Below are 15,315 nucleotides of genomic sequence, written 5' to 3'. Positions count from 1 at the left end.
TGATTGTTCGCAGCCCAATATTGGGCTGCAACAAAAATAAACAGGGGGTAAAGTGGTCATGAAAAAATATGATTTACTGATTAAAAATGGTGTTGTCGTTACTACAACAGATATGTATGCCTGTGATGTTGCCGTAAAAGATGGAAAGATTGCAGCTATGGAATTGAATATGGATGAAGCAGAGGCGGAAAAAGTCTGCGACGTCAATGGAAAACTGGTGCTTCCGGGTGCTTTGGATGTACATACACATTTACAGATGCCTTTTGGTGGAACAGTTTCTGCTGACAGTTATCTGTCAGGTACAAGAGCAGCAGCCTGTGGTGGTGTGACAACGATCTTCGATTATCCTGTGCAGCATGCAGGAGAAACAATCCTTGGTCTGGTAAATTCCAAAAAAGAAATTCTGGAACAGGATGCCTGTGTTGATTATGCGATGCATTGCTGTATTACCAATTTAAATGATGGAGAGATTCTAGAAGAGATGGAACAGGCAGTGGCAGAAGGTATCACAAGTTTTAAATGTTTCCTCGTTTACAAAAAAGAAGGAATGATGGTCGATGATGCGACTCTTGCCAGATTACTTATTCGTGCCAAAGAACTGGGTGCGATGATTAACGTGCATGCAGAAAACCCGGATCTTATTGATCTGAATATAGAAAAATTCCTGAAAGAAGGAAAGACAAGTGCCTGGTATCATTATTTGAGTCGTCCGGAGTTTGTAGAAGCGGAAGCAGATAAACGTGCCGTTCACTGGGCTAAACATCTTGATGCGCCGTTATATATCGTTCATATGGCAGATAAAGAAGGTTTGGAAGCCTGTATTGAAGCAAAACGTCAGGGTGCAGAAGTTTACGTGGAAACTTGTCCACAGTATCTAGAATTTACCTGTGATGTTTATAAGAGAGAAGATGGAAGAAACTTTGTATGTTCTCCTCCGATAAAGGGACAGGAAAGTCAGGATGCATTATGGCAGGCAATAAAAGCAGGTCTTATTGATACGGTTGCTACCGATCATTGTCCATTCCAGAGTTATGAAAAAGACTGGGGAAAAGACGACTTTACCAAAATTCCAAATGGCTGTGCCGGCGTGGAAAATCTGTATCCATACATGCTTGATGCAGCAAATACAGGAAAGATTTCTTTCCAGCGAGTAGTAGCACTTTGCGCTACTACACCAGCTAAAATTTTCGGCTGTGACAACAAAGGTTCTTTAGTTGTTGGAAAAGATGCAGATATCGTTATTTATGATAAAGACAAAGACTTTACCATCACGCTTGATTCTATGCATTCCGATTATGATCATACAATCTGGGAAGGTAAACAGCTGCATGGTTATCCGGTACAGACTTACTTAAGAGGACAGCTCGTTTATGATAATGGAGAATTCGTTGGTAAGCCTGGTATGGGTCAGTATATAAAACGTAGTCCGAAAAAATAAGCAGGACAGCTTTAGATAAAAAGGAGACAAAGTGGATACACGGGCGGCAACAGCGAGAGAAAATTTACAGATTATACTGGATATAGGTGAACAAATGTTATCTTCGGGAGCGGAAATTGGTCGTGTAGAAGACAGCATTGAACGCATGTGTCGTGTATTGGGTGCAGAAGCGATTGAATGTTTTGCAATTACTTATGTTATTGTAGTGACAATCTCGGGAGAAAATCTTCCGGGATTGACGGAAATCAGACGTGTGGATCAATTTGATAGAAATATGCATAAACTGACCTTGTTAAATACATTGTCCAGAGATATTTGTGCAGAAAAAATCGAGTTAAAAGAAGCGAGAATCCGTTTGGAAACTATTGATCAGGCAAGTGCCAGTTCTCTTTATAGTAAAATGTTTATTTTTGCATTAATTTCTTTATCTTTTACGATTTTTTTCGGTGGAAGTATCGTGGATGCTCTTGTTTCTGCTCTGATTGGTGTACTGATCGCACCGATTGATCAATTTCTGCTTAATAAAGAATTGAATCGTTTCGTACAGGTATTTCTGTGTGCGGCATCAGCGGGATTTCTTTCAAATTTAGCAGCGAGGATAGGAGTAGGAATTTCCTCCGAATTGGTAAGTATTGGTAATATTATGATTTTTATTCCTGGTGTAATATTTACCTGTGCCATACAGGAGTTTTTTTCTAACAATATGCTGTCTGGACTTACAAGATTTACGGAGGCAATCATGTTGAGTCTTGTAGTTGCCACAGGTTTTGTCTTTGTAAACGTACTGCTGGGGTAAAGGAGAGAGAAAATGAACTGGATACAGATTATCAGCGGATTTTTTGGTTCCGTAGGATTTGCTCTGTTGTTTCATTTGAGAGGCAAACAGGTTTTAGTTACGGCATTAGGAGGAGGATTAGCCTGGGCAGTTTATATATTTTCCGGCTTGTTCATTTCTTCCTATAGTGTCCAGTTTTTGATTTCCGGAGCAGTTCTTGGAATTTATATAGAAATTATGGCAATCTATACTAAAATGCCAAGAACTGCTTATATCGCAGTAGGAATTATTCCCCTGATTCCGGGGGCGGCTTTATATCATACGATGTACTATTTTTGCCAGAGTAACAGGAGTCTTGGAAAAGAATATGCATTAGAAGCATTGGTTACTTCAGTATCCATTGCGGCGGGACTGATTTTAGCCATGGATTTTTGGAAAGCTTTGAGAAGGTATTTTTTTAAACATAAAAAACAAATAGTATAATTAATTTTAATTATAAAAATAGAGGAGGAATTTAAAATGTATACATGTAGTGAAGAACGTATGGGTGATAAAATAAAAACATTTAGCACATTTGGTGATGCTGGACATGGTGGAATTACAAGATATTCTCTGTCTCCGGAAGCATTGCAGGCAAGAGCAGAGTTCGTAAAAAGAATGGAAGCAATTGGAGCTGAAATTAAAACAGACGATATGGCATGTGTATATGCGACATTAAAAGGTTCAGAACCTGATCTTCCAGGTATCGTTATGGGATCCCATTGTGATTCTGTAAAAAATGGTGGTAACTATGACGGTATTCTCGGTGTTATGGGTGCTATGGAAGTTCTTGAAACCATCGCAGCAGAGAAAATTCCACATAAACATAATATTACAGCTATGATCTGGACTAACGAAGAAGGTTCTTTATACCCACCATCAATGATGGCATCTGGTGTTTTGTGCTATGATTATCTGCCAGAGGATATCCGTTATAAATTCGTGCACGAGGATATGCTCAATTCCAAGTCTATTCTGGATCCGACACAAACATTTGGAGCAGCTCTTGAAGCATCCGGGTACAAAGGACCAGAGGCAAACCGCTTAAATCCAAAAGATTATAAAGCAATGTTTGAATTACATATTGAACAGGGGCCTATCCTTGAGGCAGAGAATAATGATGTTGGTGTAGTTACTTGTGTACTGGGTATGATCTGCTACAGAATTAAAACTTATGGACAGGCTGATCATGCGGGAACAACACCGATGAAATATCGTCATGACGCATTATATGCATCAGCAAAAATCTTACAGTATCTTCATGATGAATTAGATAAACTTGATCCGGAACTGGTATATACAACAGGCGAAATTGCTCTTCATCCAAATGTGCATACAGTTATTCCTGATTACGTGGATTTCTCTATTGATGCAAGACATGAAGATCCAAAGGTAATTGAACAGGTAGTGAAAATTATTGAAAACATGCCAAAAGAAATCGTAGGATGTAAAGTAGAATACGAACCGGCATGGACACGTGATACGGTGTATTTCAACGAAGAACTGGTTGGTTATGTAAAAGAATCCGTAGAAGAACTGGGATATTCTCATCAGAGAATCAACTCTGGTGCGGGTCATGATGCACAGTTCTGCGCATATATGATGCCAACAACAATGATTTTTGTTCCTTCAAAAGACGGACATTCCCATTGTGAACCAGAATTTACTTCCGTACAGCAGTGTACACAGGGGGCATCCGTACTCTTAAACGCTGTACTGAAATGCGATGCAAAATAGTTAAAAAGATGGAGCATCAACAGGAAAATCAAATGGGAACGAAAGCCATTGTTCCTCTTATCATGCAAATGTCGCTGCCACCGCTATTTTCTATGTTTTTGCAATATACCTACAATTTTGTGGACTGTCTCTTTGTGGCACAAATCAGTGAAAAAGCATTGACTGCAGTATCATTTTCTTTTCCACTGACTACACTGATGCTGGCATTTTCCATTGGTACAGGTGTGGGCATAAACGTTTTGGTGGCCAGGTATCTTGGACGAAAAGAGCAGGATGAGGCCAATAATATTGTTAGTCATGGACTGCTGCTTTCTTTCCTTTTTGGTATTCTGCTGAATGTTATTTTTTATCTGATCCTTGAACCATATTTTCATATTTTTATTAAAGATGAAGAGATATATGCGTTAAGTATGCAATATATGAAGATATGCGTATTTTTGCAAATACCGAATATGGTGCATATTGCCATTCAGAAAATTCTTCAAGGTACCGGCAATATGCTGACACCAATGGCATTTCAGACGGCAGGTGTTGTATTTAATTTTATTTTTGATCCAATTCTCATTTTTGGTCTGGGACCTTTCCCAGCTATGGGAATAAAAGGAGCGGCAGTGTCCACAGTACTTGGATATACCGTTTCCATGCTGATTGCTTTTTATGTATTATTGTTTACCAAACAAAAGGTAAAAATCAAGACAAAAGGATGGAAATTGAATCCGGCTGTCTGGATAAATATTTTTCGATGCGGGATGCCTTCATTTATTATGAACGCATTAGGCGCCTTTATGGTGACTTTTACCAACAGTTTTCTAGCTGCATATTCCATGACTGCGGTTGCCTTCTTTGGTGCATATTTTAAAGCGCAGCAGTTGGTCGTTATGACAGTAAACGGTCTGATCCAGGGTTGTATTCCTATTATGAGTTTTAACTTTGGTGCAGGAAATAAAGAGCGGCTGAAAAAAACTATGATATGGGGAACTGTCATTGCTATGCTGTTTATGGGAACAGGGGAGTTGATTCTTTCTCTTTTTCCAAAAGAGATTTTAAAAGTCTTCATGGCATCAGAAGAAATGATGTCTTTTGGTGTGCCAGCTTTACGCATTATGACGACAGGTTATCTTTTTAACGGTATTGCAACGATGGTTGCTTCCTATATTCAATCAGTAAATCAGATTCGTTATAGTATAGTGATTAATTTATTAAGACAGCTGGTAATGTTATATATTTTCATGTGGCTATTCAGTCGATGCTGGGGAATGACAGGTGTCTGGATTTCATTCCCTGCTGCAGAAATAGTGACTTGTATTTGTTGCTTTTTCATTATGAAAAAAGTAGAACGGCAGGAAAAATAAACCACCTGTCGGGAGTAAGGGTGTGGTAAAATGGGTAAAACGTGTTCAAAGGAAACCGTTCCTTTTTTGACAAAGGTTGATTCTGACAAAAAGGAGGAATTTTCCTTGTACTTTAAAACGGCTCCGGATTGGCTGCTTAATGCCATTACCGTAGAAGAGGTGAAAAAAGGAACGCCGGTTTTTCATGAAGGAGAAAAAATTAATACCATTTATTTTATTGGAAAAGGACTAGTAAAAGTAACAGATAATAATATTCATGGTATGTCATATAACCATAGGCTTTTTACAAAAATGTATGCTTATGGAGCTATGGAAGTCCTGATGGAAGTAGAAGAACACTGTCATACTCTTCAGACTCTCACCGATTGCCTTCTGGTTAAAGTACCGAAAAATAAGTTTGAGCGATGGATTCATACAGATATTATAGCATTGAAGCAGGTATCAAAACTGATGGGAGAATATCTTTTTTCCCAGGCATGTAGCAGTAGAGACTTTTTATTTTTACAAGGAGCAAATCGCCTGGCCTGGTTATTCGTAGACTGGCATGAAAAATATGCACAAAATGGTGTTTTACGAATTAGCTTTGTTCGACAAGACCTTTCGGATTATACAGGGATCTGCGTCAGAACAGTGAACCGGTGTTTGCGAAAATTTATCAATGAGGGATATATTTCCCGAAAAGGCAACGATATCGAAATTAATCAGAAGCAGTATCTTCTTTTAAAAGAAAGTACAGAAGATGGATTTCGAGAAGCCATATAATCCAATCATTCCACATTTAAATTAAAAAATATATGTAAAAAGGGGCTGTACAAAACGGCCCCTAATCCTATAGCAGGGAGTCCATATACTTTATTGGAACCCCTGCTATATTTTTTGTATTTATTTATAGTAGTCTACATTAGCTTACATAGAAATAAGCCTACATAGAAATAATTCCCAATACATTCGCGATAGAACTGCACAAAATAATAATCAGGCAGATTGGTGCGAAATATTTAAGGAAGACAGTGTATAACTTCTTTCTGCGGAAAGAAGAAGACTGTTCGATTTCTTCTGAGATTTTCTTAAATCCAACAACCCTGAGGATTAAGAAGCAGGTTGCTAAAGCAGCAAGCGGCATCATTACAGAGTTTGTAAGGAAATCAAAGAAATCAAGGAATGCCATTCCGAAGATCTGAATGAAATCAAGGGCACCGTATCCCATAGAAGATGCGGAACCAAGAACAATCATAACAACAGCCATGAATACACAACATTTTTTACGGCTCCAGTGAAATTCATCTGCAAAAGTAGATACACAGGTTTCCATTAAAGATACTGCACTTGTAAGAGCTGCCAGCAGCACGAGTACAAAGAACAGGATACCAGCTGCGGTACCGATTCCCATACTGGCAAATACTTTTGGTAAAGTAATAAACATGAGGGATGGTCCGGCCTGTAAGTTTTCAGGATTTCCACCAGAGAAAGAGAAAACAGCAGGAATGATCATTAATCCGGCAAGTATTGCAATCCCTGTATCAAAGATTTCAATCTGTGTTGTGGATTGTTCAAGATCCATATCTTTATCTGTATAAGAACCGTAGGTGTAAAGGATTCCCATAGCAATGGAAAGAGAATAAAACATCTGACCCATTGCAGCAACAATTGTCATAAAAGAAAAATTCTTCATGTTAGGAATTAAGAAATACTTTACTCCGGCTAATGCGCCCGGACGTGTAACGGAATAAATTGTTACAACGATTGCTAAAAGTACAAGAATCGGCATCATGATTTTAGACATTCGTTCTACTCCATTTCTTACGCCGCCAAGGATGATAATAAAGATCAGGACTGCAAAAACAAGGAACCACAGTTCTGTTTGAAAAGAATCTGTGATGAATCCGGTAAAGTAGCCATCCTGTGCAACTTCTTGCACATTTCCTTTTAGATATTCAGCAAGATATTTGATAACCCATCCGCCGATCGTACTATAATAAGGAACGATCAGGATAGGAATAACCGCATTGAGCCAGCCTCCAAGTTTAAAAGGAAAGCTATTACCAAAAGAAGCAAATGCACCTACCGGACTTTTTTTAGTCATACGCCCAAGAGCTGTTTCGGACATAATAAGAACATATCCAAAAGATACAGTTAAAAGGAGATAAACTAAAAGAAAGATTCCTCCTCCATATTTTGCAGCGAGGTATGGAAAACGCCAGATGTTTCCAAGACCTACAGCAGAACCGGCAACGGCCAGCACATAGCCGATACGGCCGGAAAAACTTCCTCGTCCCTCTTTATGTGACTTTTTTGAATGTTTCATAGTTATTCTCCCTGTTTACTCTTCGTGTTCTTCAATCCATTTTTTATTGATCGCGATGACCTGTTCCATTGCTTTTGGACCTGGGGCACCGATAGTATTTCTCTTGTCAACACAAGTATGAACATCAATTGCCTCATAAATGTCATTTTCAAATACAGGACTGATTGCTTTATATTCTTCAAGACTCATATCATCAAGAGCAATTCCTTTGTCAATACAATACAGTACAAGACGTCCCACGATTCCATGAGCATCGCGGAATGGAACCCCATGATTTACAAGGTAATCTGCTGCATCGGTAGCGTTTGTAAAGCCATGTTTGGCACTCTGCTCCATGATGTCTTTATGGAAAGTAATTGTCTTTAACATACCGTTAAAGAGAGCAAGGCAGCCCTTTACAGTGTCATATGCATCAAAAGTGAGTTCTTTATCCTCCTGCATATCTTTGTTATATGCCAGAGGGATTCCTTTCATAGTAGTTAAAATAGATGTTAAAGCTGCATAAACACGACCAGTTTTTCCGCGGATTAATTCTGCAATATCCGGGTTCTTTTTCTGTGGCATAATACTGCTTCCGGTACTGTAAGCATCATCAATCTCAATGAAACGGTACTCATTAGAATTCCAGAGAATGATTTCTTCACAAAAACGGCTTAAATGCATCATAATTGTAGAAAGTGCACTTAACAGTTCGATAACATAGTCTCTGTCAGATACAGAATCCATGCTGTTTAAAGTAGGGCCATAAAAGTCAAGAAGTTCTGCCGTCATTTCTCTGTCTAATGGATAGGTAGTTCCTGCTAATGCACCGGAACCCAACGGACAGTAATTCATGCGGTCATAAATGTCACTTAAGCGGGAATAATCTCTTTTAAACATTTCCATGTATGCACCGACATGGTGAGAGAGTGTTAACGGCTGTGCCTTCTGTAAATGAGTAAATCCAGGCATAACGGTGTGAATATTTTCTTCCATTAAAGTCTGGCATGTCTTGATCAGTTCAAGAACAAGCTCTCTGATAGAAAGAAGCTCCTGTCTTGTATATAACTTCATATCAAGAGCAACCTGATCGTTTCGGCTTCTTCCTGTATGAAGCTTCTTTCCGACATCGCCAATACGCTCTGTAAGTACAGCCTCTACAAAACTGTGGATATCTTCATATTCTTCCGTAATAATAAGAGAACCATTCTCTACATCACGAAGAATACCTTCGATACCGGTAATGATCTGATCTCTTTCTTCTTCTGTGAGGATACCAACACTAGCAAGCATCTTTACGTGAGCAATACTTCCTTCCATATCCTGTTTATAAAACTTCTTATCAAAATTGATGGACGCATTAAAATTGTAAACCAGTTTATCGGTTTCTTTTGTAAATCGTCCGCCCCATAATTGAGCCATAAAACTTCCTCCTGATTATATAATTTCTAAAAGTGTTCTAAATGAATATTCTACATGAAAATATGATAACTGGCAAGGAAAAAGGAAGAAAAATCTTGTCTCTGATATGAGATTGGAGTATAATCTGTCCTATCTTTGCTATTTGCAGAAGAATTTGAGAGGAAAAGAGGTTGATGGAAGATGAAAGCACAAATGAAAGCGCAAGTGAAGACACATAAATTGCGAAATACATTTTTTCTGTTTCTGACAGCCATGATCTGGGGTGCGGCTTTTGTGGCACAAAGTGTAAGTATGGATTATATCGGGCCATTTACATTTATTTGCCTGCGCTCTGTAATCGGTGGTTTGTTTTTGATCCCGGTTATTATAGTACTTGACGGTATCCGGAAAAAAAGTCAGAATGAAAGTGCAGATGTAGTGAATTCTGAGAATATTCTTCATATAGAGACGGAGGAGAAACAAAGACTAAGTTGGAAAAACAAACAGCTTATAGAAGGCGGCATTGTCTGTGGTATTTTTCTGTTTTTTGCCAACTGTTTTCAGCAGACAGGAATTCAGTATACGACAGTAGGAAAAGCTGGATTTATCACAACATTTTATATCATTATCGTACCGCTTATCGGTTTGTTCTTTAAGAAATATTGCGGAATTCTTACATGGATCAGTGTAGTCATTGCATTAGCAGGATTATATTTTTTATGTATTACACAGAAATTGACGATACAAAGAGGAGATGCACTTATTTTATGCTGTTCGGTCTTGTATGCAGGCCAGATTCTTGCAATCGATCATTATAATCCATTTGTAGATGGTGTAAAAATGTCCTGTATCCAGTTCCTTACCGGTGGGATACTTGGTGCTGTGTTCATGCTTCTATTTGAAAATCCGAGCATAGCAATGATTTTAAGTGCGGCAGGACCGATTCTTTATACAGGTATTATGTCAACCGGAGTAGGTTATACTTTGCAGATTGTAGGACAGAAGGGGTTGAATCCAACAGTAGCAGCACTTATTTTAAGTTTGGAATCTGTATTTTCTGCACTTTCAGGATATGTATTCCTGCATCAGGTTCTTACAACAAGAGAATTGATCGGCTGTGTACTTATGTTTATTGCGATTGTATTAGCGCAGCTTCCGGATATCCGAAGAAAAGTATAAAAATGCATAGTACATGTTCATTTTATTAATTCAAAGTAAGTTTGATGAATATTTATTCAAAGAATATGCAGGAAGCACTTGTGTTTTTATTCGGTTTGTGGTATTTTTTATATTTAGAAGAAAGCTTTGCGTAGCTTTCTTGCAATACGCAAATTTTTTTAGAAAAACTTGTAATGAAATGAAACAAAGGAGAGAGAAAAATGAAGATGAAAAAATTAGCAGCCGTTGCGCTTGCAGTTGTTATGTCTGTATCCATGTTAGCTGGATGCGGTAGCAGCAACGACAAAAAGTCAGCAGAATCCAGTACTTCTGCTAATGGAACAGCTACAGTAAAGACAGCAAAAGATGGTGTTTTAACAATGGCAACCAATGCGACATTCCCACCATATGAATCTTATGAGGGTAATGATATTGTTGGTATTGATGCTGACATCGCAAAAGCGATTGCAGATAAATTAGGACTGAAGTTGGAGATTCAGGATATGGAATTTAACTCTATCATCACAGCAGTACAGTCCGGTAAAGCAGACTTAGGTCTTGCAGGTATGACTGTAACAGATGAGAGAAAGCAGTCTGTTGACTTCACTGACAGTTATGCAACAGGTATTCAGTCCGTTATCGTAAAAGAAGGTTCTTCCATTAAGTCTATTGATGACTTAAAAGGTAAAAAGATTGGTGTGCAGTTAGCAACAACTGGTGACATCTACGCAAAGGATGACTTTGGCGAAGAAAACGTAGAAGAGTACAACAAAGGTGCTGACGCAGTTATGGCTCTTACAAGCGGTAAGATTGATGCAGTAATCATTGATAACCAGCCAGCTAAAGCTTTTGTAAAGACAACAGATGGTTTACAGATTCTTGACACAGATTATGTTCAGGAAGATTATGCAGCAGCAATTCAGAAAGGCAATACGGATTTACTTAACGCAGTAAACGGAGCATTAAAAGAGCTGAAAGAAGATGGAACTATCCAGAAGATTCTTGACAAATACATCAAATAATTATACGTAGTTACGGAGATTGTAGCTATGATATGAAAAAGCAGGAAGCAGTGTATACCGCTTTCTATACCCGGGGCAGTTGTCCCGGGTACTCTTTTGTTTTATAAAGTAACAGGTAAATACGAATGAATATTTAAGAAAGAGAAGGTTGAGATTTTGAGTGAGTGGTTTTCAGGCATAAAAGCAAAGTTTATATTGGACTTTATTGCAGATCAGCGTTGGAAGTACATTACAGATGGTCTTAAAGTAACATTGGAAGTAACGTTCCTTGCATTGATTCTGGGATTAGTTCTTGGAGCAGTCATTGCGGTGATACGTACAACACACGATCAGCTGAAAGAAGATCAGAGCAAAGGTTTTGGAAGTTTTCTGATCAAGCTGGCAGACCTGATCTGTCGAGTATATCTGACAGTTATTCGTGGTACGCCAACGATGGTACAGTTATTGATCATGTTCTTTATTGTTTTAGCATCTTCTAACAATAAAGTTATGGTAGCGGTTATCACATTTGGTGTGAACTCCGGGGCGTATGTTGCAGAAATTTTCCGTTCAGGTATCATGTCTGTTGATAAAGGACAGATGGAAGCAGGACGTTCCTTAGGACTTGGCTATACAGATACCATGTTACAGATTATCATGCCACAGGCAATCAAAAACTGTCTTCCGGCATTGGTAAATGAAATGATCACATTATTAAAAGAAACATCCATCTGTGGTTATATCGGTCTTAACGAGTTAACCAGAGGCGGGGATATTATACGTGGTATAACTTATGATGCAATGCTGCCGTTATTAATTGTAGCGGTTATTTATCTTGTAATTGTTATGTTCTTTACATGGCTTATGGGCAAACTGGAAAGGAGACTGAGAGAAAGTGATATCCGTTAAAAATTTATATAAATCTTTTGGAAGTCATCAGGTATTAAATGATATTAATGAACATATCGCCCCTGGTGAAAAAATAGTTATCATTGGACCATCCGGTTCCGGTAAGTCTACATTTTTACGCTGTATGAACCTCTTAGAGCGTCCGACATCCGGACAGGTTATCTTTGATGGTATTGATATTACAGATCCTAAAACAGACATTAATAAAGTTCGTCAGCATATGGGAATGGTATTTCAGCATTTCAACCTTTTCCCACATAAGACAATCATGGAAAATATTACACTTGCACCGGTACGTCTGAAGTTAATGAAGCCAGAAGAAGCAAAAGAAGAAGCTCTTAGACTTCTTAAATTAGTTAACTTAGAAGAAAAAGCAGACGCTTATCCGGGACAGTTATCCGGTGGACAGAAACAGAGAATTGCCATCGTTCGTTCTCTTGCGATGAAGCCGAAAATGATGCTCTTTGATGAACCAACATCCGCCCTTGACCCTGAAATGGTAGGAGAAGTTTTAGAAGTAATGAAAAACCTTGCCGATCAGGGAATGACAATGGCAGTAGTAACCCACGAGATGGGATTTGCAAAAGAAGTTGGAACCCGCGTTATGTTTATGGATGAGGGAAGAATTCTTGAACAGGGAACACCGGAGGATATCTTTGATAATCCGAAAGAAGCAAGAACACAGGAATTTCTTTCCAAAGTACTATAATCCTGATTTGTAGGGGTTGAAACAGACGCCGCTGAAGGGAGATTACTTAACTGAATTGGATTGAGGTTTCTAAAGAAAAGAGAATTTTTATAAGTTTGATTTTGTTCCGTTGCGCTAAACGTTTCATTTTGCCTCGAAAAACGAAAACTTCGGAAAAACAAGTCCGAAGTTTTCAGAGTCAAAATTCCACAGCGCAAAGTCACAAAATGCAATACTTATAAAAATTCTCTTTTCTTTACCATAATTTCCTTACAATTCAGTAGAAAGTTCTATTACAGCGGCTGTCTAATCAATTCTACAAATGAATTAAAAAATAAGGAGCACAGTCCATGTTGCTAACTGTGGATTTAAATTAGACAGAAAAAAGAACAAATACTATATCCCAGATGCGGCTTGGGAGCGTGTTTAAGATGCGGATGAGCATCTTAAATACAGCGACTACAGAGCAGATGGGATATAGTATTTGTTCTTTTTTCGTATAGAAAATTCCACTCTGCCAATACTATTCACAATAAAAATTGTGTTTTAGGAGCGGCAGAGAATGAGACATTTTGTGATAACAAAAATAGTGCAGCCATTATTTCTTATTAGTTTTGGAGGAATGGTATATTTTAATTTTGAGATTCTATATCGGGGTTATTCTCATATATCTATGATTATTTGTGGGGGATTATCTTTTTATACGATTGGATTATTAAATGAAGGTAAAAAATGGCATCCCTCTTTTCTTTTGCAAATGATACTGGGGAGTCTTATTATTATTTCTTATGAATATTTAACGGGTGTCATTGTGAATATTTATTTGAAGCTTCATGTATGGGATTACTCAAAAGTGCCTTTTAATTACCGGGGGCAGATTTGTATTCCATTTCTTATTATATGGTTTTTTGTCACTCCGTTATGTATTTGGATGGATGATGTTATAAGAGAGGTAGTTTTTAAATCCTGATTTGTAGATTTGGTAATAGACGAAAAAAGAAACAAATAATACATCCCATCTGCTCTGTAGTCGCTGTATTTAAGATGCTCACCTGCATCTTAAATACGCTCCCAAGCCGCATCTGGGATGTATTATTTGTTTCTTTTTTCTGACTATTCTAAATCTACAGTTTAATAACATGGACTACACCAGAAGCTTATGACATTCCGGGAAATTAATTTCTAAAGGACTGACATTTAAATTGTTCTATGTTGCTGAATTGCATTAAGGTATCTAAAGAAAAGAAAATTTTTATAAGTTTGATTTTGTTCCGTTGCGCCAAACGCTCCATTTTTTCCTTAAAAAACGAGGAGATTCTCCAAAAGTCTACGATTTCTATTCAGATGGAAACTTTCAGAAGAAATGTGTCAATCTTTTAGACTTTAATTTCCCGAGAATTCATAATCTTTTGGAGAATCCCCATTTTCATCAACTGTGGATTTAAAGTAGTCAGAAAAAAGAAATAATACCATATCCCAGATGCGGCTTGGGAGCGTGTTTAAGATGCGGATGAGCATTTTAAACACAGCGACTACAGAGCAGATGGGATATGGTATTATTTCTTTTTTCGTCTACATTAAGTCTACAAATCAGGATTTTAGGTTGAGAGAGGTAGAATGTTTTCTTTTCTATTTTATGGAAAGTATTAAAAATTATAGATATTCAATCTAAGGGAATCGTGATATAATCAAAATATATTTGAATGGAAAATATAGAGGTGGGTTTATGGGTGTAAGTTATATTGAGGGAATCCAATCAATGTAGTATCAAATCTATAGTATCTGGAAAGATAAGTTATAAAAAGTTTGTAAATCAGTATGTAGGAAAGGAAAACGAATGAAAAATGTATTGATTATTTCAAGTTCGCCAAGAAAAAAAGGAAATTCACAAATCTTGTGTGAGCAGTTTAAAAAAGGTGCAGAAGCAAAAGGACATCAGGTGGAACTCGTACGCATCATGGAGCAGAATATAGGTTTTTGCAGAGCCTGTGACGGCTGTATGAGAAATGGTGGCACCTGTGTATTAAAAGATGATATGGCTGAGATACTAAAAATGTTTCAGAAAGCAGATGTACTTGTACTGGCTACACCGGTTTATTTTTATGGAATCAGTGCCCAGATGAAGACCTTTATTGACCGTACTTATCCTATCTGGCAGCATCTTGGTAAAAAAGAGATTTACTACATTATATCGGCTGGTTTGGGTGAGGACATTATTGAAAGATCGCTTGGTGATCTGAATGGTTTTGTAGAGCATCTGGAAGAATATAAGATTGCAGGAAAGATATATGCAGCAAACGTGATGGATGCTGGATTGGTCGAGAATCAAAGTGTTTTTAAAAAAGCCTATGATATGGGATATTCTATTAGACTTTAATTTCCCGGAAAGTCATATCCTTCTGGTACATTCCACGTTGTCCAACTGTGGATTTAGCATAGTCAGAAAAAAGAAAAAATACCATATCCCAGATGTGGCTTCGGAGCATGTTTAAGATGCGAGCAAGTATCTTAAACACAGCGACTACAGAGCAGA

General features: G+C 37.8%; 14 protein-coding genes. 12 read left to right on the top strand and 2 right to left on the bottom strand.

Annotation, left to right across the window (positions count from 1 at the left end):
- Positions 1 to 58 precede the first annotated feature (58 nt).
- From hydA to EHLA_RS09165, 6 genes are all read left to right on the top strand, one after another.
- The gene (gene hydA / locus EHLA_RS09190; RefSeq protein WP_096240459.1) at positions 59 to 1,438 is read left to right on the top strand and encodes a dihydropyrimidinase; all 1,380 of its coding nucleotides are present in this window, start codon (positions 59 to 61) and stop codon (positions 1,436 to 1,438) included.
- A gap of 31 nt (positions 1,439 to 1,469) precedes the next feature.
- A complete protein-coding gene (locus EHLA_RS09185; RefSeq protein ID WP_096240457.1) occupies positions 1,470 to 2,234 on the top strand; it encodes a threonine/serine ThrE exporter family protein in 765 nt (254 codons plus the stop codon).
- A 12-nt stretch (positions 2,235 to 2,246) separates the two neighbouring features.
- Complete coding sequence (locus EHLA_RS09180) at positions 2,247 to 2,696, top strand: threonine/serine exporter family protein (RefSeq protein ID WP_096240455.1); 450 nt, start codon at positions 2,247 to 2,249, stop codon at positions 2,694 to 2,696.
- Positions 2,697 to 2,732: 36 nt separating this feature from the next.
- A complete protein-coding gene (locus tag EHLA_RS09175) occupies positions 2,733 to 3,989 on the top strand; it encodes a Zn-dependent hydrolase (protein WP_096240453.1) in 1,257 nt (418 codons plus the stop codon).
- Between the two features lie 32 nt (positions 3,990 to 4,021).
- Positions 4,022 to 5,341 (top strand): MATE family efflux transporter, encoded by a 1,320-nt coding sequence (locus tag EHLA_RS09170; RefSeq protein ID WP_242970705.1) that lies wholly within the window; start codon positions 4,022 to 4,024, stop codon positions 5,339 to 5,341.
- A gap of 105 nt (positions 5,342 to 5,446) precedes the next feature.
- The gene (locus EHLA_RS09165; protein WP_162290857.1) at positions 5,447 to 6,103 is read left to right on the top strand and encodes a Crp/Fnr family transcriptional regulator; all 657 of its coding nucleotides are present in this window, start codon (positions 5,447 to 5,449) and stop codon (positions 6,101 to 6,103) included.
- Between the two features lie 160 nt (positions 6,104 to 6,263).
- On the opposite strand, the gene EHLA_RS09160 is transcribed toward EHLA_RS09165, so the two are convergent.
- Together EHLA_RS09160 and argH are read right to left on the bottom strand one after the other, a co-directional pair.
- On the bottom strand, positions 6,264 to 7,646 hold the full coding sequence (locus EHLA_RS09160) for a sodium-dependent transporter (RefSeq protein WP_096240449.1): 1,383 nt from the start codon (positions 7,644 to 7,646) through the stop codon (positions 6,264 to 6,266).
- A gap of 15 nt (positions 7,647 to 7,661) precedes the next feature.
- Positions 7,662 to 9,047: an argininosuccinate lyase gene (gene argH, locus EHLA_RS09155; RefSeq protein WP_021907269.1), complete on the bottom strand. Its 1,386-nt coding sequence runs from the start codon at positions 9,045 to 9,047 to the stop codon at positions 7,662 to 7,664.
- A 180-nt stretch (positions 9,048 to 9,227) separates the two neighbouring features.
- On the opposite strand from argH, the gene EHLA_RS09150 reads away from it, so the two are divergent.
- The 6 genes from EHLA_RS09150 to EHLA_RS09125 all read left to right on the top strand — a co-directional run bounded on the left by EHLA_RS09150 (position 9,228) and on the right by EHLA_RS09125 (position 15,159).
- The gene (locus EHLA_RS09150) at positions 9,228 to 10,205 is read left to right on the top strand and encodes a DMT family transporter (RefSeq protein WP_242970704.1); all 978 of its coding nucleotides are present in this window, start codon (positions 9,228 to 9,230) and stop codon (positions 10,203 to 10,205) included.
- 200 nt (positions 10,206 to 10,405) lie between these two features.
- Positions 10,406 to 11,206 carry a basic amino acid ABC transporter substrate-binding protein gene (locus EHLA_RS09145; protein WP_021907271.1) on the top strand — a complete coding sequence of 267 codons (801 nt, stop codon included), beginning with the start codon at positions 10,406 to 10,408 and terminating at the stop codon, positions 11,204 to 11,206.
- 156 nt (positions 11,207 to 11,362) lie between these two features.
- Complete coding sequence (locus tag EHLA_RS09140; RefSeq protein WP_096240447.1) at positions 11,363 to 12,094, top strand: amino acid ABC transporter permease; 732 nt, start codon at positions 11,363 to 11,365, stop codon at positions 12,092 to 12,094.
- Complete coding sequence (locus EHLA_RS09135) at positions 12,081 to 12,803, top strand: amino acid ABC transporter ATP-binding protein (protein ID WP_096240445.1); 723 nt, start codon at positions 12,081 to 12,083, stop codon at positions 12,801 to 12,803. The genes EHLA_RS09140 and EHLA_RS09135 overlap by 14 nt, the downstream gene beginning before the upstream one ends.
- Positions 12,804 to 13,344: 541 nt before the next feature.
- Positions 13,345 to 13,752, top strand: coding sequence for a putative ABC transporter permease (locus EHLA_RS09130; RefSeq protein ID WP_096240443.1), 408 nt, complete (start codon positions 13,345 to 13,347; stop codon positions 13,750 to 13,752).
- A gap of 867 nt (positions 13,753 to 14,619) precedes the next feature.
- A complete protein-coding gene (locus tag EHLA_RS09125) occupies positions 14,620 to 15,159 on the top strand; it encodes a flavodoxin family protein (protein ID WP_096240441.1) in 540 nt (179 codons plus the stop codon).
- The last annotated feature ends 156 nt before the right edge of the window (positions 15,160 to 15,315 follow it).

This window comes from Anaerobutyricum hallii, from assembly GCF_900209925.1.
Classification (GTDB): Bacteria; Bacillota; Clostridia; order Lachnospirales; family Lachnospiraceae; genus Anaerobutyricum; species Anaerobutyricum soehngenii.
The sequence above is the reverse complement of the archived record's forward strand: the minus strand, read 5'-3'. Positions and strand labels throughout refer to the sequence as shown.